Source organism: Pusillimonas sp. ANT_WB101 (assembly GCF_008369125.1).
GTDB lineage: Bacteria > Pseudomonadota > Gammaproteobacteria > Burkholderiales > Burkholderiaceae_B > Allopusillimonas.
In genome coordinates this window covers 426,027-444,055 of sequence record NZ_VOAY01000001.1, presented here as the reverse complement: position 1 = coordinate 444,055, position 18,029 = coordinate 426,027, and the positions used below count along the sequence as shown (strand labels likewise).

Below are 18,029 nucleotides of genomic sequence, written 5' to 3'. Positions count from 1 at the left end.
AAAAAGCCGCAAGGCACCAGGCAGATACAACACAACCCCGAAAGGCAAAGCCGGCGTCAGCCAAGGCTGCCTCTGCAACGCCGGTACGCAGCAAAAAACCTGAACCTGCCGCCCAAACTTCACGAACGCTCTCGCCACAAGCCAGTAATACGGTACATAAGCGTGCCAGTAAAACACTGGTGGTTGACACAAAAACCACTGAAAACACACTGCAAAACCCTGCGCCACCCACCAAGGCCAGCGTTGACAACGCCACTGGCCGCTTACCTGAACACGCCACACCACGCCCCAATGGCATGCCACCCTACGAAAGCGTGGCAATTGTGTTGCAGGGTGGCGGCGCTCTAGGTGCCTACCAGGCAGGGGTTATTGAGGGCCTGCTCAATGCAAAGATAGAACCCGATTTCATCTCAGGCATTTCGATTGGCGCGCTGAATACAGCAATTATCGCGGGCAACCCACCCGAAAAACGCATTGAACGTTTGCGCGACTTCTGGGAAACCATTTGTCAGCCCAACAATGACTTTGGCCTTATACCGTTTATTGAGGGGACACTATTTGGCATCAATGACACGACACGAACAGCATTGAGCGCTCTGCAGGCCGGCAGTGCCATGCTGGGTGGCCAACAGGGCTTTTTCAAGCCTCGGTTTCCACCGCCCTCCATGGCGCTGCCAGGCCGCCCCGAACAAGCCAGCTACTACGACACCCGCGAACTAAAGGCCACGCTCGAACGTGTGTGCGACTTTGATCGCATCAACTCGGGACAGCAGCGTGTTTCAGTGGGTGCCGTCAATGTCCGCACCGGCAACTTTGTATATTTTGACAATACAGAAATCACCCTGCTGCCTGAACACTTTATGGCCTCAGGCGCCTTGCCGCCGGCTTTTGCGCCCGTTGAAATCGATGGCGAATTTTACTGGGATGGTGGGCTGGTTTCCAACACGCCACTTAGTCAGATACTCAGCACACGACCTCCGCGCGACACGCTGGTATTTCAGGTTGACCTTTGGAGCGCACGAGGCAAAGTTCCCGACAATATGGGTGAAGTATCTGACCGCATCAAAGATATTCAATACTCGAGCCGTACTCGCATGATTACCGAGCAGATGCGCTGGGAACAACACCTTCGACACATGGTGCACAGCCTTCTGAAGCAATTGCCCGAAGGGGGCGATGACGTAAACCTGTACCGCCATCTGGCAGCCGACCTGGGCAGCCAAAAACGCTATAACGTCATACACCTGATCTATCGCAATCAGCCTTACGAATGTAACTACAAAGACTTCCAGTTTGGGCCTTCAACCATGCGAACTCACTGGTCAAGCGGGCTGGACGACATCAACCAGACGCTGGCACGACAAGGCATTCTAGACATGCCGCAGAATGCTTCGGGCTTTATTACCCATGACATCCACCGCGATGCAACCGAGCAGGCGCGGCAAAACGCCGACGTCCCCATCGCCGGCGCAAGTTGAACTGCCGACCTACGGGCCAACTGACCTGCTGATCTGCTGTCATTTAGTGCTTCGGCTTCTCCAGCCACGCCCTCACCACCTCAGTATGTTCGCTGAAATCGGGCGGAAGACGGCGCAGCGTAGCGGGTGTTCTTGACAGTTTAATCGGCGACGCTATGGCTTTGTAAGCCCCTTGTTCAAGCACCATGTTGCGATGCCGGGTGTGCGGATGCTGCAGCAATTGCTCTACGTTCAACACAGGTGCTGCGGGTACCCCTTTTTGCAATAGCCGTTGCGCCAGATCGGCGGCCACATGGCCGGAAAGCTGCTGCACAAGCATGGCCCTTAGCGCGGCCCGGTTTATTAGCCTGTCGGCATTCGTACCAAAGCGTGGGTCTGATGCCAACTCTGGGCACCCAAGTACGCCCGCCATGATTTCAAACTGACGGTTGTTGCCGACGGCGAGAAAAATTTCGCCCTCTGCCGTCGGAAATGAATCATAAGGAGAAATATTGGGGTGGGCATTTCCGGTGCGCTCAGGCACCTTCCCGCTATAGAAATAATTGGCAGCATGCGGATGCAGCAACGAAATCGCGCAGTCAAACAGTGTGATGTCCAAAAACTGCCCTTTACCGCTGGCATGCCGCTCGTTAATGGCCAGCAAAATAGCCAGCGCCGCGTTTAGCCCGGTGACCATGTCGACCACAGGCAGACCTACACGCGTAGGCTCGCCGTCGCCCTCTCCATTAACGCTCATCAGGCCACACATAGCCTGCGCACAGGCGTCATAACCCGGTAAGCCGCCCAGAGGGCCATCTGCACCAAAGCCGCTAATACGGCAATGTACCAGCCTGGGAAACTGCGCTTGCAGCACGTCAACACCCAAACCCCATTTTTCGAGTGTGCCTGGCTTGAAGTTTTCAACAAGTACGTCGGCATCCTGCAACAGGTTCTTCAGAAATGCCTGACCGTCAGGCTGCGACAAGTCAAGCGACAGGCCATATTTATTACGATTTACGCCAATAAAATAAGACGCTGTGCCATCCAGAAATGGTGGCCCCCAGCCGCGTGTTTCGTCGCCAGACGGTGGCTCGACCTTGAACACCTCGGCACCATGATCGCCAAGAATTTGCGTGCAATAGGGGCCGCCGAGCACGCGCGACAGATCGATAACTTTGCAACCAGCCAGCGCACCGGAGGAGTTCTTTTCAGTGATAGTCATAATTAATCAAGCGTTATGCCTGCAGTTTCAATTACTGTTTTCCATTTATTGACCTCTGTGTCAATAAACATCCGTAGCCCATCAGGCTTTCTGTCTACAGCCACCACAATACCCTGAACTTTCAGCGTGTTGGCGAGCGACGAAGTCGACGGGCTCTGTACCGACTATTTTTCGGACGATTTCAACAGTTCTAAATAAACGCCTGCATCTTCCGGCACTGCGAACGGATCAGACACTGAAAGCTTATGGACGAGCACCAGATCGGCCAGCAGCGTCCTGGCCTGCAGGCCTTCGTGGCGGGCTTCCCAGCGCATGGCTGCCATAGACACAACGTGGTAGAGCGCAGAGGCAGCCTGCCGGGCAAGCGAGGAATTTTCATCAGGTGCGGCATGAGCGGCCAGGCGGAAGGCGCCGTCCACGGCCTGCTGCTGGGCGTCGCGCCGTGAAACATCGCAAGGCACCCCATCTTCAAGCAACTGTTCAACGTAGTCGCGCAGTGGCTCCAGACAGCCGTTACGTCGTATGGCGCGCAGCACATCCAGCGCCACGATATTGCTGGTGCCTTCCCAGATAGAGCCTAAATGCGCGTCACGAACCAGCCGCGGCTCAACCCACTCTTCGATGTAGCCGCAACCACCGCGCACTTCCATGGCGTCACCCGTGACCTTGCGCGCGTCACGGCAAGCTCTGAACTTAATCAATGGCGTGAGAATACGCACAAGCTTTTTGGCCTGCGCTTCGCCGTGATCAGCACGGTCAAGAACCTTTGCCGTCTGGAACATAAGCGATCTTGCCTGCTCGGTGGGCACCAACATTTTTAGCAGCTGACGCTGCATCAGCGGCATGTCTACCAGTCTTTTACCGAAGGCACGACGGTTGCGCGCAAAAAACAAAGCCTCCGTGAAAGCACGCCGCATCAGGCCTGCCGCCCGCATGCCGTTAGACAGGCGAGAGTTGTTGATCATGTCGGCCATCTGCTGAAAGCCGCGCCCGCGTTCACCCACCAGCCATGCATAGGCGCCTTCCAGACGGATTTCACCGCTGGCCATGGAGCGCGTACCCAGCTTGTCTTTCAGCCTGAGGATACGGTAATAATTATGTGTGCCATCCGGAAGCTCACGCGGCAACAAAAACAGCGAAATACCGGCCAGATCAGCCGCCTCTTCGCTGCGCGCCAGCACCATGGCAAAGCCCGCGTCGGGGTTTGAACAAAACCACTTATCGCCATGCAAACGCCAGCGGCCATCTGCCTCTTGCTCGGCCTGGGTTTCGGTGGCGCTGACATCCGAACCTGCACCCTGCTCCGTCATGAACATAGCGCCCTGACGCAGAGTGTCGAAATCCAGCGACGTTATCTGTGGCAGCACTTGCTCAACAAGGGCCGGGTCACCATATTTTCTCAACGTACGCGCCAGCGAGTCTGTCATGCTAACCGGGCAGCAAAGCCCGAACTCAGCCTGCACAAACAAATGGCTCAACGCATATTTGGCGACGGGAGGCATGGGTGCATTCCACCCCAACACCCCCGCCCTATGCGACATGGCCGCCAGCCCGTACGTGCTGTATGCCTCTCGTTCCAGATCAACGTAGGCGGGATGCTTGCTAATCGTCGATGCATCTTGCCCGGCACGATTTCTTACCGACAACTCAGGCGGATGCTTGTCAGCCACGCTGGCGAGTTCATCCAGCTCATCACCGGCGCGCCTGCCCAGCTCTGCAAAATGCGGCACCAGATGGCTGGCCAGATCTTGCGGCAGGTAAGCGCGCAGCAGGGCCTCGGCAAAAGCATCTGTGGAAAATAAATTAATGCCCCGTGAGTCGGGAATATTAAGTGCGGCGTTCGAGGTAGGGATATCAGTATTCATGGTGTTTTGTCTCCGGTATTTTCTAATAGTAGAAAGTTCTATGTATTCATACAAATACTTGTTTTGTTATCATCTATACAAAACAAATATAGATGAAACGCCATGGATCTCGACCCGCGCCTGCTGCGCTACTTTATTGCGGTGGCTGAAGAGCTCAGCTTCAGCCGGGCAGCCAAGCGCCTGCATATTTCACAGCCGCCACTTAGCTACGCCATACGCCAGCTTGAGCTGCACCTTGGGGCGCAATTGTTCGTGCGCTCCAGCCGTCAGGTCGTGCTGACGCCAGCGGGTCGGGCACTGTACGGTGAGGCACAGTACCTGCTGCAACGCAACGCAGATGTAAAAAGACTGGTTTCCCGTATAGATGCAGGGCTGCAAGGTCAGCTGAAAATTGCGTTTGTAGGTTCTGCGCTCTATCGCAATCTGCCCGACGTGCTGCACCAGTGCAGGCAGCAATACCCTGACGTCGAGCATATTTTGCTGGAGCTCAACTCGGCGGAGCAAATTGAACTGGTCGAGCGTGGCGGGCTCGATATCGGCTTTATCCACGCCAATCCCGTGCCTGATTCAGTTAGTTGCACAGAGCTTGTTTCTGAACCATTTTCGATTTGCCTGCCCGCATCTCATCCATTGGCTGAGCGAAAACACATCGACCTGGTCGATGTCGCCCAGGAAGACTTTGTTTTCTTTTCGAGGGCGCTTTCCCCGGTTTATTACGAGACACTGTTTTCCATGTGTCTGAAAGCGGGGTTTTTTCCTGCCGTAAAGTACGAAGCCCGACACTGGCTAAGCGTCGTGTCACTGGTTGCCCAGCAAATGGGCGTATCTATCGTGCCGTCATGCCTTGCGCGCAGCGGCATGTCAGGCATACGGTTGCTGCCCTTTCGCCATCAGCAGCAATCGGTTACCAGTCTAATATGGCGAACCGCACCGTTTTCCCAGATCAAAGCCAACCACGTGGCGCTCATTCGCGCCGCGTACAGCGGCGCACACACCTAAACCCTGCGTTTGCTCAACACCACAGCCCCGGACAACGTAATAACCGTGCCCAGCAACTGCAAGGTAGTAATGGGCTCGCCCAACAGCCATGCCGCCAGAAACAGCACCGATACGGGCCCAAGCAAGCCCAACTGCGCGGTCATGGGCGCACCAATGCGCGCCACCGCCCACATAATCATAAAGGTGGGTACTACGGTATTAACAATGGCGTGTATAAGCGACAACTGATAAACAGCTGCAGACTGCTCCAGCCCCTGCAAGCCATACACGCCAAAGAAATGCACCATGCTAATAACAGAAGATACCGACATGGCATACGCCACTAGCCGGGTTGACCCTACGCGCTTGATAAGCTCGCCAGAGCCGATCAGATAAAACGAATACGAGAAGGCAGAGGCCAGCACAAATGCCGACCCCACCAGCACGCTGGCCCCACTGAACGACAGGTCTTGTACAAAAACAAAGACCACGCCCAAATAAGACAGGCCCAATGCCAGCCACTGCCTTCCGCTAATGGGCTTGTTGAGCAGCAAGGCCGACAACAAAAGCACAAAAGTGGGGGAAAGAAACAGAATCAGCCGCTCGAGGCCCGCCGAAATGTATTGCAGCCCCAGAAAATCAAGAAAGCTCGACAGGTAGTACCCAATAAACCCCAGGAAAACAAGCTGCAGGCATTCTTTTCGCGTAAGACGCGGCAACCTGCCCTGGCGTGCCTTGCGTGCCTGATAAAAGCCAATGGCTGCAAAAAACGGCAACGACATCATCATGCGAAAACCGATGACGGTCAGTGCATCAACCCCATGTTGATAGGTAAACTTGACCACAATAGCCTTGGCCGAAAACAAAACGGCCCCCAGGCCCGCAAGCATAAACCCCGTCCAGAATTCATTGTTATTTACGGATGAAGCGGTACCGGCAACAGGTGATGTCATGAAAGCTACAAAAGGTTAATAAACCGAACGAGTCCGGCAAGTTTAAGAAGAGATTGCGCATTAAGCCAGCCGTGGCGGTGGCCTGGTTGAGCTGCACTGTACACGGGAGGGTTGTAGCGTCAAACTACTCGCTAATTTTGCCTGAACTTCTGCGCTACGTCCAAAAATACATATAGGCAGTAATTGCTTAGGCAGTTATGGAAGAGTACAATTTTTGCATGACTCAATCCGATATCCCCGCCTGCGGCACTTCTGTAAAAAAAGAGCCAAGGCACACCAAGCAAGGTATTTATCAGGCCACGGCGGCATGTATTACTGCCGACGACAATGTTGGCTATCTGATCAAGCTTCTGCACACATCATTTAACCGCATGATAGACCGCAAGGTAACGCCGCTGGGCCTTACCGCCATGCAATGGCGGCCCTTGGCGCTTATCAGATACCGCAATGTCGACACGCCAGCAGAGCTGGCCCGGCAAGCCCATATCGACACCGGTGCCATGACGCGCACGCTCGACCGGCTGCAGGCAAAAAATTTAATTACCCGCAGTCACTGTGTTGAAGACAGGCGTGTCGTCAGGCTTGAGCTAACCGACCAGGGCATGCAAGCCACAGAGCAGATTCCTGCCGCCCTTGCCGACACGCTTAACGAGCACATGCAGGGTTTCAACAAAGATGAAGTCGAGCAGCTGGTCGGCTTTTTGAACCGTATGCTGTTAAACGGGCGAAACCCCGATGACACAGATTGACATCGTTCAGATCATAAATAGCCACACCCACTGCGCGATCTGGTAACAAAAAAAACCCACTGTCGACTTGTCAGTGCAAGCATCATTTTTATATAATTTAATTGCCTAGGCAGTTATTTACTAGGCAACTATATTCAGCTTTCTGTCAGCTTGTCGGCAGCGCCTTTACTTACTCCTTACCCATGAAATTACTTCTTCCCCTGCTTCTCAGTGCCACGCTTGCGGGGTGTGCTGCCATTGTTCCTGGCGAGCCCACGCACAAGCCTTTAAATGGACAACAGCTGGGGCTGAACGACAGCGTCATTACATGGCCTTCAGAGCAATGGTGGTTGCGCTACCAAGACCCTCAGCTAAACAAACTGATCGTTCAGGCACTGGCAGGCAACCCCTCTCTGGATGCCGCACAAGCCCGCTTGAGCATGGCCAACGCAGCGGTACGCGGCGCCCACGCTGTGCAGTTGCCCCAGGTTGATGCCGGCTACACACTTACGCGTGAACGATACTCGGCCAATTACATTTACCCGCCCCCCTATGGTGGCGCCATGATTACTGATACCAACCTGCGGCTTAACGCCAGCTTCGACCTTGACCTGTGGGGCCGCAATCGCGCGCACTACGCGGCTGCCGTCTCTGACCGCCAGGCATCGCAGGCTGATTTGCAGGTGGCACGCAATGCCATTATCAGTAGCGTCGTGCAAAGCTATTTCAATCTGCAAAATGCGCTAACGCAGTCTAAGGTGCTTACCGACATCGTCAAGCAACAAAACAATGTGCTTAGCATTACCAATCAGCGTGTCAGCGCCGGTCTGGATACGGCTGTGGAAGTCAAACAGGCCGAGTCAGCGGTGTCTGCCGCCAGAGTGCAGCTCAACCAGGCCACCACCAATGCCGACCTGCTGCGCAACCAACTGGCCGCACTCACTGCATCAGGTCCTGAACGCGGCGCGCAAATCAAGTCTGCATCACTAGTGCATGCACCCACGCGCCTGCCTGAAACCATACCGCTAGAGCTGCTAGGTCGGCGACCAGACCTTGTTGCCGCCCGCTTGCGTGTTGAGGCAGCGTCCAGCCAGGTTTCAGCGGCACGGGCCGAGTTTTACCCCAACGTAAACCTGACCGCATTCGCCGGCTTTATGTCGCTGGGTTTAGCCAGCCTGCTTGAGGGAGGCAGCAAAATCTATGGCATAGGGCCTGCAGTGTCACTGCCCATATTTCATGGTGGTGCCCTTAACGCGCAGCTTGACACCACGCAGGCAGAGCGCAATCTGGCCATCGCCAATTACAACCAAACGCTGCTGACTGCTGTGCGCGAAGTGGCAGACGCCACAACATCAATCAAGGCACTGCAGCAACAAACCGTAGATCAGGAAGCAAGCCTGAAAGCCATTTCTCAGGCCTATGACATTGCTGTCAGCCGTTACAAATCTGGGCTGGGAAACTTTGTGCAGGTTTTGCTGGCTCAAAACGAGATGCAAAAACAATCCATTCTGACCACCGACCTAAGGGCGCGTGCATACAAGCTTGACGCCCAGCTTGCCACTGCATTGGGCGGCGGATACGGCGCAACGGCAGACACAGGCTTAACAAACACTGCAACGCCACCCCACGCCACAATCACTGCGCCGGCCAACACCGGCATCCCAGCCAATACCGTCACCAATACCCTGACACACTGATTTCAAGAGATCCAATTATGTCTGCAGCGCCGAAAACAGCACCGAAAGCAGCCCGCAAACCACTGCTTATTATTGTCACCGTAACCTTTCTTATTCTGGGTATTGCTTGGGGTATCTGGTGGCTGCTGGTCAGCGCGCACTATGAGTCAACCGACAACGCTTACGTACACGGCAACCTTGTGCAGCTTACGTCAGAAATACCGGGTACCGTCATCGCCATCAACGCCGACGAAACACAACTGGTCAAACAGGGCGAACGCGTTATTCAGCTCGACCCCAGTGACACCAAAATCGCCCAGAGCCAGGCAGAAGCCGCGCTGGCACAGGCAATACGTCGCACCCGCACTATTTTCGTGCAAAATGATGCACTCGAAGCCGATATTGCCATGCGCCAAGCCAATATCGAACGCGCAACTGCTGATCTCGAAAAAGCACGCAGCGATCTGAATCGGCGCCAGAGCTTGGCTAAATCAGGCGGGGTCAGCGGTGAAGAGATTCTGCATGCCCGCACGGCCCTCAAGGCGGCCGAATCAGGGCTGGCACAAACCCGTGCTGCCCTCGCCGCATCAAAAGCCACACTGGCCACCAACGAAGCCCTTACCGCCAACACCACTGTAGAGCGCCACCCAGACGTATTGATGGCCGAAGACAAACTGCGTCAGGCGGTGCTTGAACAATCACGCACAAGCATTCCCTCCCCCGTTACTGGCATGGTTGCACAGCGCCATACCCAGTTGGGTCAACATGTTGCGCCCGGCACGCCAATCATGACGGTTGTGCCGCTGGATCATTTATGGGTAGAGGCCAATTTCAAAGAAAGCCAGCTCAGGCAGATGAAAGCGGGCCAAAATGCCACGCTCACGGCCGATATCTATGGCGACAGCGTTACATACCACGGCAAAATTCAAGGGCTGGGCGCTGGCACTGGATCCGCATTTGCCCTGTTACCCGCACAAAATGCCAGCGGCAACTGGATCAAAGTCGTACAGCGCGTCCCCGTGCGCATCAGCCTTGATCCCAAAGAACTCGCCGACCACCCCCTGCGCGTCGGCCTGTCAATGCAGGTAAAAGTCAAACTAGACAGTCCCAAACAAGAAGCAGCGATTGCTACCACCAACAACCTTGGTCTGAGTACCGACGTTTACGGTAATGCCAGCAAGCAAGCTGATGCGCTGATTGCGCGCATTATTGCTGAAAACTCAAATTCTGCCCTGGTTTCAGCCATGGACGGTAACGCTTCTCAGGCAAAAGCCCATGGCAACGACTGAGATACAGGCTGACATCACGCCAGCTCCGCCTGCTGCACCCGTGCGTCCGGCACCGCAGGCGTCATACCCTCCGCTAGAAGGGCGGGCACGTGTGTACGGCACCATTGCGTTGTCGGCCGCCGTGTTCATGAATGTGCTCGACTCGTCGATCGCCAACGTGTCTATTCCGACCATCGCTGGCACGCTGGGCGTAAGTTCCACACAGGGCACATGGGTAATCACCTCGTTTGCAGTCGCCAATGCGATCACGGTACCTCTGACAGGCTGGTTAACGCAGCGCTTCGGTCAGGTCCGGCTGTTTGTCTTGTCTGTGCTGCTGTTTGTCGTCTCGTCATGGCTGTGCGGCTTTGCCTGGTCTTTTGAGTCCCTGGTGGCCTTTCGCGTACTGCAAGGCGCTGTGGCCGGGCCTATGATCCCGCTTTCACAATCACTGATGCTGGGGTCCTACCCCAAGGCCAAGGCAGGGATGGCCTTGGCGCTGTGGTCCATGACGATTCTTGTGGGGCCGGTTGCCGGTCCGTTACTGGGCGGCTGGATCTCCGACAACTACAGTTGGCCATGGATTTTCTATATCAATGTGCCGGTAGGCCTGCTGGCCGGTTGGGCCTCATGGCAAATCTACAAGCTTCGCGATTCGCCCAAGACGAAACTACCTATTGACACCATAGGCTTGGCCTTATTGGTGATATGGGTAGGGGCGCTGCAAATCATGCTTGATCGGGGCAAAGAGCTAGACTGGTTCAGCAGCTCCCAGATTGTTCTGCTAGCGATCGTAGCTGTCGTGGCGTTTGTCTACTTTGTGATCTGGGAATTGACAGCCCATCACCCCGTAGTCGAACTCAAACTGTTCTTGAACCGCAATTTTACGGTTGGTGTCATTACCACGTCTATCGGCTATGGGGTGTTTTTCGGCACCGTGGTCCTGCTGCCGTTATGGATGCAAAACTTTATGGGCTATACGGCCACGTATGCAGGCATTGCATCAGCCCCCGTCGGCATACTCGCCATCATCATCTCGCCCATCGTCGGCAAACTGCTGGCCAAACATGACCCGCGTATCATCGCCACGTTTGCCTTCCTGGTGTTCTCCCTGATCAGCTTCATGCGATCCAACTTCAACACCGAAGCCGATCTTTACACCATTATGCTGCCAACGTTTATTCAGGGCGCAGCCATGGCAACGTTCTTCATACCCCTAACGACCCTCACGCTGACAAGCCTGGAGGCCAGCAGTATTCCAGCCGCTGCAGGACTGTCAAACTTTGCCCGACTGCTCATGGGGGCATTTGGAACCTCTATTACCACTACCCTGTGGGAAGACCGTGCCGTACTCCACCATGCGCAATTGACCGAACTTGCGCGCCCAGGCGAGCCTGCCTTCGACGCCCTTATGCATGGGCTGCACAACGGTGGAATCGGGTCGCAGCAGTCTGCGCTCATTGTTGACCAGATCATTAACCAACAGGCTTACACCATGTCGGCCACCGACATTTTCTATGCCTCTGGCATACTGTTTCTGTTCCTCATTGCCCTCATCTGGGTGGCAAAAAAATCTCATTCCTCAGCGTCCAACAGCTCGGGGGCGGGTGCTCACTAGGTAGCGACGATCGCCCCTCGCCATCTCAGGTATGCTTATTGCTGAGGCTTTCCTCAAGGCAAAGCACTGCTTTGCCTCGTGGCATCTGTATTAACCAAAGAAAAGGACAATCATGAGCACAAAACAGCCCGCCAAACACCATGACCCAATCGACGTCAAAGCCATACGAGAAGGTGCTCGCAATCTGGATAATGGGGCGGTTCCTTCCGGGTACCAAGGAAACCGAGAGGAAATTATTGAGATGCTTAACGCCGCTCTGGCAACCGAGCTAGTCTGTGTGATGCGCTACAAGCGCCACTACTACACAGCAACGGGAATTTTCAATGAGCCTATCAAGGCCGAGTTTCTCGAGCACGCACAACAAGAAGCGGATCATGCCGACCTCATCGCCGAACGCATCGTGCAGCTAAACGGCGAACCAGATTTCAACCCCTCCACGCTTACCGATCGCAGCCACGCTGAATACGACGATAGCAGCGACATCAAGAGCATGATCAAGGCAAACCTGATCGCCGAGCGCGTGGCCATTGAGTCGTACCGCCAGATGATTGAACGCATCGGTGACACAGACCCAACGACCAAGCATATGCTTATCGGCATCATGGCTGTAGAAGAAGAACATGCCGATGACATGAAAGATTTACTGGAAGGTAACGGCTAAAAAACGCCTAAGTGTGAGCTGCAGGGGCAGTCGACTTGCACCGCAACAAAATACTTGCTATAGTCTTGCTTCTCCAATTCCCCGATAGCTCAGTCGGTAGAGCGACGGACTGTTAATCCGCAGGTCCCAGGTTCGAGCCCTGGTCGGGGAGCCAAGAACACATAGCAGTATCAAGCCCTTACGTGAAAACGTAGGGGCTTATTTTTTGCCTGTATTAGACGCGATATTAGACACCGTCCAATATCCAGTAGTTAGATCAGCCCCTCGGCATTTCGCCCTGGGGCTTTTTTGCGTCTGCGATATGGTACAAATACTGTATATAAATCCAGTAAACCATCATGCAACCACCACTAACCCGCGATGACCTGATCGCCATACGAGACGGCAATCGACGCAACGAGGATATCCGCACCTTGCTGCGCGAAATAAAGCGTATGCACAATGCGATGCTCGAAATAGAGCACCTGCGGGACGCTATAGATAAGGCTTGGAAGGCGGAGACGGATAGCACGCTGTCCGCCTTACATCGCCTGCGACTGCTGATGGCAGATGAAACTAGGCGTCTTTAATCGCACAACGCTACTATTTGGACTGTTATGCAGGCTGAGCAGTCTGCCGAAGCACCGCCTTTTTAGCTGGTACGCAGAGTTACAGCTACAGCATTCTCTTCTGACGGTTGTGGGATAGGCATTCACACGACATACCTACCAACATGAAACTCTGGTTACAATCGCTTCCATTAATAACCAGTGGAGACGGGTGATGGGTGAGGCTAAGCATCGGAAAGCTGAGGATCCTTTATATGGGACTTTCCCAAAAAATGGCTTAACACAAGAGCGTTGTGTGCTGATCTCAGCGCCAATAACAATAACGGACAGCTCCATTTCAACGTCCGGCCGCTTAGATCCGCAAGAGCTCAGATATTCTCTTCTGTTTTGGGATAGGCTGGCCATATCTAGCAACAACCTGATCCAGATTGATCCTGGCCCCGAAGCTGACTTTCTCAAGAAAGCTGGAATACTGGAGGAAGTCAAGATACAAATGAAAAGGCTGGGACCGGGAAACTTTCAAGATATACATATTCCTGCTTTCGAATACTTGGAGCAACAAGAGCCCGGAAAATGGTCGCTGGCAACCGGCGAAAAATCATTTCAATGGCTCGGGATGCCGGCTGGGGAAGCCCCCAATGTTTCGTTTGATCTGATCCACGCCATACCCGTTCCAGATCAAGACGTTGCGTTGGAAGACATACTGGAGTTTAAAAGTCGCCGCGTTGATGAGCGAAAAAGACTACTCGCAGAAATCGACCGGTTAGCGGCACTCGTAAAATCATCGGAAAACCCGGGGGCTCAACTGGATAGGCAGAAAGCAATAATTGAAGAGTGTTGTGTAGATCTACTGAAAGTGGCAAAGGAATGGAAATTCCCCGTGAGGCTGGCCGACCTCAAATGCAGTTATGAATTCTCGCTTCCTGTATCGTTGGGAGTCTACGCATTCGGAGACATCGCTGTGGGCATGCCATTTGTAGGCGCGCTAGTTAGCAGCGCAGTTTCAGGCCTTAAAATCACTGCCGACATAAAGCGCCAACCCATCCGTGATCGATCATCTGCTTATCAATATGTCTACAGCTTCCATGATCATCTGTTCTAGCTCATCGGCGTGCCGCATACAAGCAACAATTATCAGAATAGCAAGCACCCAGTTTCCATCGAATATCTTAATCTTCATATTCCACTTCTTAAATATCGAGCAAAGAGAAATCAGTTCGCACGCATCCCATCATATGACCGCTCACACGCAAGCCCTGCTACTTGAAGACGGTCAGCCAGAACATTGTCTACGATGTAGCGCAGCCCCCTCTTCGATATACCGCAGCGGCCTGATAGGAGTAGCGTCAATCTCAGCATCAGATCGCCATCCGAACGGCTTTTGCGTTACAGCACAGTAATCACCGCTTGGTGTCGCGCATCCGCTGACGAGCACGATCACGGATAGCATCATCATCCAGCGAATCAATTTCGACACGAGCTTCACGGTTCGCCTCCATTCCTCTAATAGTTGCCTCGGCCTGTTGCGCCTTGGCTTCTTGTTTGCCCGCCGTCTTGCCTGACTGACGCACGGCGAACAGGCCAGCAATGATGGCCCCGATCAGCAGCAGCCAGCCCCATACCTTCGATAACCAGAGGCTGATCATGTGACGGCCACCCCAATCTTTATCGCCGCATCGCCCGATGCACCAAGGAATAGCGCCCGATTAGCTGCGCGACGACGACGCAGGCCCAGCAGCACTTGGCCACCAGACTTATTCCAGCGCGGAAACTCATCGGCTGCGCCGGCGGCGTCGCCTGCATTGAACTTGCGAACAAGCGTAGATCCGGCAAATGCGACCACGCCGATGTTGTAGGCCAGATCAACCATGGCATCGAGCTCGTGCTGTGCCATGCTGCAGGTAACGGCGCCGAGTACCCCAGGCACGAACTCGCGGGCCAACCTATCGCGCAATAGCTGGTCTGCACGTGCCTGTGTAATTACGAGCCCTTCATAGACGTCAGGCCCCGTATGGCCCCAGCCAATCGTCCACACCTTGCCCGTTGCATCCCAGTAGGCCTTAAGCCTGCACTGCTCGAAGTACTTCAGTACTTTCTGGCCTTCGTCGCCCATGGTGACAGGCTCGGGCGTAATTTCTAGCGTTGGCTCAGGCCTAACTTCTAACACGGGTTCGCTTTTTGCTGGTGCTGCGCTCAAACCAGACAGAAGCATCAACAGCCTTTTCAGAAAATCAATCATCGATATCTCTCCAGGCGCACCGCGCGCGCCACATTACCTCTAGCTCTAATAAGAAGCGCCGCAACCAACACCGCAATACTCGACTGCCACGTCGGTATCGATATGTGGTTAAGCACAACGTGAATAGCCTGCGCCCCGCTGTACCAGATCACGACGTACGCGATGATCGACATGCAGGGTCTGTACGTTGCCCCGCGTGGCCGATAGCTCAGCAGAACGGCAACTGTGATGAGGTTTGAAACGACATAGACAAGCGTGCACATGACTCACCCCCTTTTGCCAATAACGGCTCTGACGAATGACATAACATCAAAGGCCTTAATCTTTTCGATGCCGGCTAGCGCCACGGTGACAACGAACGCTGAGGCGAGAAACCCCGGTACGGTTGTACTTTCAACTCCAGCCAAGTGCGCCACCTCCGGAGCGGCCAGATAGCCGATAACGAGCGAAACGATCATGTAGATGAACCGCTTCAAGATCGACACGTCAGTGGTATGCAGCGCGAAAACAACGGATCCGCCAAATGCACCGATAAGAGCGCCACCGTCGACGCCGGGCATCAATGCGGCGAGCGCAACGGGCGCCCAGGTAACAACGGCCTGGCTGACCGCGCTCGATGTTGGTTCCATTTTTTTCCTTTGTTATGGGCGTAAAAAAACACCCGAAGGTGGTTTGTTTATTTAAATAACGACAGCGCAAAGCCTTAAGTGATTTGTTTCCAGTCAGCTGGGCTTGTTGTGCCTGTCGCTATAAACCCCTGTCCACCAGTTACCGCCAACTGGCCTATAAACGAAGGAGTTGCGCCTATCGGCAACAAGAACCCCGACTGACCGAAAGGCTGCCAAGTGCCTGGACTGCCTGCGGATGTGCATACCCATCCCGTAGGCTGCCCTACTGTTGGACTGTCATTAAAGACGATATCCCCTCTAACACTAGCGTCAGAAGATGGCGCTGCTAGGCCGGGGCGCACAGACTTTCTTAGTCCATTTGCTTTGGCGACATCAAGCCTAGACCGGAAAGCTCCTGCGTCAGCGAGAAAGTCAGTGCCTCCCGTAGTGGCCCCGTCAAGAATGCTGCCTTTTTCATCAATGTCGCCTGTTCGATTTCTAGCGAAGCGTGAGCATGAGGCAGCAGCGAAGCGCACATCTCGTAGGCGCAACAAGCCTTGGCGACCATCAATCAGAGATGCGCTGGTGGAATCCGCGCCCAAAGTGGATCGAACGACCGATAGTTCTCCAGTTGTTCCTTCCAGATTGGATATAACTTGATCGGTTGATGATAGGGTGCGGAGGCTTGCCCCATTAACCTCGATTGACTGGACTACCATCGTCGCGCCCAACAGCTTCAAGGCAGCCCCAAGTGCCTCATGACTGCCGCCGTTTATAACGACCCGATCTAACGATTCTGGCCCAGAAACCCTGATGGCCTCTCTGGTTATTCCGGACGTTGTGCAGTTGTCAATTTGAAGCAATGAGAATGTATTAACGCCAGCACCAACAGGCTTGCCTTGATGATAAATTCCATCTTGCCCGCAGTTGATAAACGTGCTGCCGGAAATATAAGCTTTGTCAGCTACTGGAATAATGCCGTTGGTGCCTGTGCCGTCTACGAAACATTCACCCACTGTCAATGTGCCATTTGAAAAGCATTTAATGCCGTCACCGCCAGTATTAAGCGCGCGACACGATGCGAACGAACTAAATTCTTTGCCACTAGGTGATGCAGAATAAAATCCGTGGTCATAGGTATCCAATGCTATGCAGTTGTCGTAAAACTCTCGGGTTACTCCCGCCGCACTGTTAAATGCCAACACGCCGCCAATAGACAAGCTGTTGCGAACCACCCAAACATCCGTCATCACGGCGGAGAAGTGAGCTTCTTGATAGCGCCCTGGAGTCGTGTTGAGCGATTGTGCAAAGGAGTCCTCTACCGCCGCAACCTTCAAATACTGCCCTCGAAAGCCGCGTAAAAATCCGTACAGCTTCAGTCGCCCAAACACCATGCCGCGTCGTTCTGCAATATTTGACGATGTGGCGAATACAGCGGCAAGCTCTTCATTGCCTGATAGGTTCGTCACTTCAATATCGACGACCCGTTGAGCGTCAACGTCATCAATTTCAATGCGTATCGACCCTGATGGCCCCACAAACCACGAGCCGCCAACAACTGAACAGTCAAGAACAACCGGCCCGTTAATATATACGTGCTTGCCGTTTTCAATCCGTATTGACCCACCTACAGACTTTGCATACGCTCCCGCTTTATTGATCGCCGCAGTGTCGTCAGCAGTCCCATCAAGAACGCCGTCAAACCAAGCTGGCGTAATCAAGTCCTCGGAGCTTTGTGATAACAGCCTGAAAATAGAGTCAGCAGCACTAATCTTTCCCCCGACCATAGCCAGCCCAAAATCTGATTTCAGATCAGCTCCACTAACCCCGGATATTTTTTTCCACCTTGATGGATCGAAGGTAGCTTCAGTCGTAAATGGCAATTGAGATGGTAGCGGCGCGTAATCTTCACCGCCGTATGAAATTGCCTGAGACGGCCTAACCATATTAAGCCCTGACTGATACAAAACAGCCACTTCATATCCAGACCCAGCCAGCGCGGCCGCTGCGTAGGTTTCGAAATTAGAAAGCGAGTTGTCAACCGCGAACCACGTGGAGCGAGCTTCTCCAAATCTGTCTTTCCAGATTTTCGTCTTTATGTCATTCAACGCAATATCGAGGTTCTCCGCGTTATCGTACAGATCCTTTACCGCAGTGCTGCCAACAGGATTGCCGGTGTTAAATTTGCTCATTGCTTATACCCATAAA

General features: G+C 53.9%; 17 protein-coding genes and 1 tRNA gene. 10 read left to right on the top strand and 8 right to left on the bottom strand.

Annotated elements, in window-relative coordinates; genetic code table 11:
• Positions 1–296 precede the first annotated feature (296 nt).
• On the top strand, positions 297–1,478 hold the full coding sequence (locus FQ179_RS02195) for a patatin-like phospholipase family protein (RefSeq protein ID WP_149396869.1): 1,182 nt from the start codon (positions 297–299) through the stop codon (positions 1,476–1,478).
• A gap of 43 nt (positions 1,479–1,521) precedes the next feature.
• Here the strand turns inward: FQ179_RS02195 and FQ179_RS02190 are convergent, their stop codons facing one another.
• Positions 1,522–2,679, bottom strand: a complete 1,158-nt coding sequence (locus tag FQ179_RS02190) for a CaiB/BaiF CoA-transferase family protein (RefSeq protein ID WP_149395622.1) — start codon at positions 2,677–2,679, stop codon at positions 1,522–1,524.
• A 164-nt stretch (positions 2,680–2,843) separates the two neighbouring features.
• Positions 2,844–4,544: an acyl-CoA dehydrogenase family protein gene (locus FQ179_RS02185; RefSeq protein WP_149395621.1), complete on the bottom strand. Its 1,701-nt coding sequence runs from the start codon at positions 4,542–4,544 to the stop codon at positions 2,844–2,846.
• Between the two features lie 102 nt (positions 4,545–4,646).
• Between FQ179_RS02185 and FQ179_RS02180 the strand changes: the two genes are divergently transcribed.
• Positions 4,647–5,543, top strand: a complete 897-nt coding sequence (locus FQ179_RS02180) for a LysR family transcriptional regulator (RefSeq protein WP_149395620.1) — start codon at positions 4,647–4,649, stop codon at positions 5,541–5,543.
• Here FQ179_RS02180 and FQ179_RS02175 read toward each other — a convergent pair.
• A complete protein-coding gene (locus tag FQ179_RS02175; protein WP_149395619.1) occupies positions 5,540–6,475 on the bottom strand; it encodes a DMT family transporter in 936 nt (311 codons plus the stop codon). The two genes, FQ179_RS02180 and FQ179_RS02175, sit on opposite strands and share 4 nt — an antisense overlap.
• A gap of 218 nt (positions 6,476–6,693) precedes the next feature.
• On the opposite strand from FQ179_RS02175, the gene FQ179_RS02170 reads away from it, so the two are divergent.
• From FQ179_RS02170 to FQ179_RS02135, 8 genes are all read left to right on the top strand, one after another.
• Positions 6,694–7,224 carry a MarR family winged helix-turn-helix transcriptional regulator gene (locus FQ179_RS02170; RefSeq protein WP_149395618.1) on the top strand — a complete coding sequence of 177 codons (531 nt, stop codon included), beginning with the start codon at positions 6,694–6,696 and terminating at the stop codon, positions 7,222–7,224.
• 182 nt (positions 7,225–7,406) lie between these two features.
• A complete protein-coding gene (locus FQ179_RS02165; protein WP_149395617.1) occupies positions 7,407–8,900 on the top strand; it encodes an efflux transporter outer membrane subunit in 1,494 nt (497 codons plus the stop codon).
• Positions 8,901–8,917: 17 nt separating this feature from the next.
• Positions 8,918–10,168, top strand: coding sequence for an HlyD family efflux transporter periplasmic adaptor subunit (locus tag FQ179_RS02160; RefSeq protein WP_149395616.1), 1,251 nt, complete (start codon positions 8,918–8,920; stop codon positions 10,166–10,168).
• Positions 10,155–11,765, top strand: coding sequence for a DHA2 family efflux MFS transporter permease subunit (locus tag FQ179_RS02155; protein ID WP_149395615.1), 1,611 nt, complete (start codon positions 10,155–10,157; stop codon positions 11,763–11,765). The genes FQ179_RS02160 and FQ179_RS02155 overlap by 14 nt, the downstream gene beginning before the upstream one ends.
• 112 nt (positions 11,766–11,877) lie before the next feature.
• Positions 11,878–12,426, top strand: coding sequence for a ferritin-like domain-containing protein (locus FQ179_RS02150; RefSeq protein ID WP_149395614.1), 549 nt, complete (start codon positions 11,878–11,880; stop codon positions 12,424–12,426).
• Between the two features lie 78 nt (positions 12,427–12,504).
• Positions 12,505–12,580 (top strand) — tRNA-Asn (locus tag FQ179_RS02145).
• A gap of 184 nt (positions 12,581–12,764) precedes the next feature.
• Entirely contained in the window at positions 12,765–12,995 is a 231-nt protein-coding gene (locus FQ179_RS02140; RefSeq protein WP_149395613.1) for a hypothetical protein, read from the top strand.
• Between the two features lie 193 nt (positions 12,996–13,188).
• A complete protein-coding gene (locus FQ179_RS02135; RefSeq protein ID WP_149395612.1) occupies positions 13,189–14,076 on the top strand; it encodes a DUF6236 family protein in 888 nt (295 codons plus the stop codon).
• 298 nt (positions 14,077–14,374) lie between these two features.
• Here the strand turns inward: FQ179_RS02135 and FQ179_RS02130 are convergent, their stop codons facing one another.
• From FQ179_RS02130 to FQ179_RS02110, 5 genes are all read right to left on the bottom strand, one after another.
• Positions 14,375–14,620: a hypothetical protein gene (locus FQ179_RS02130; protein ID WP_149395611.1), complete on the bottom strand. Its 246-nt coding sequence runs from the start codon at positions 14,618–14,620 to the stop codon at positions 14,375–14,377.
• Positions 14,617–15,213 (bottom strand): lysozyme, encoded by a 597-nt coding sequence (locus FQ179_RS02125; RefSeq protein ID WP_149395610.1) that lies wholly within the window; start codon positions 15,211–15,213, stop codon positions 14,617–14,619. Before FQ179_RS02125 ends, FQ179_RS02130 begins: the two co-directional genes overlap by 4 nt.
• Entirely contained in the window at positions 15,210–15,476 is a 267-nt protein-coding gene (locus FQ179_RS22880; protein WP_149395609.1) for a phage holin family protein, read from the bottom strand. Before FQ179_RS22880 ends, FQ179_RS02125 begins: the two co-directional genes overlap by 4 nt.
• 3 nt (positions 15,477–15,479) lie before the next feature.
• Complete coding sequence (locus tag FQ179_RS02115) at positions 15,480–15,842, bottom strand: putative holin (RefSeq protein ID WP_149395608.1); 363 nt, start codon at positions 15,840–15,842, stop codon at positions 15,480–15,482.
• A 74-nt stretch (positions 15,843–15,916) separates the two neighbouring features.
• Positions 15,917–18,013 carry a hypothetical protein gene (locus FQ179_RS02110; RefSeq protein ID WP_149395607.1) on the bottom strand — a complete coding sequence of 699 codons (2,097 nt, stop codon included), beginning with the start codon at positions 18,011–18,013 and terminating at the stop codon, positions 15,917–15,919.
• Positions 18,014–18,029 lie beyond the last annotated feature (16 nt).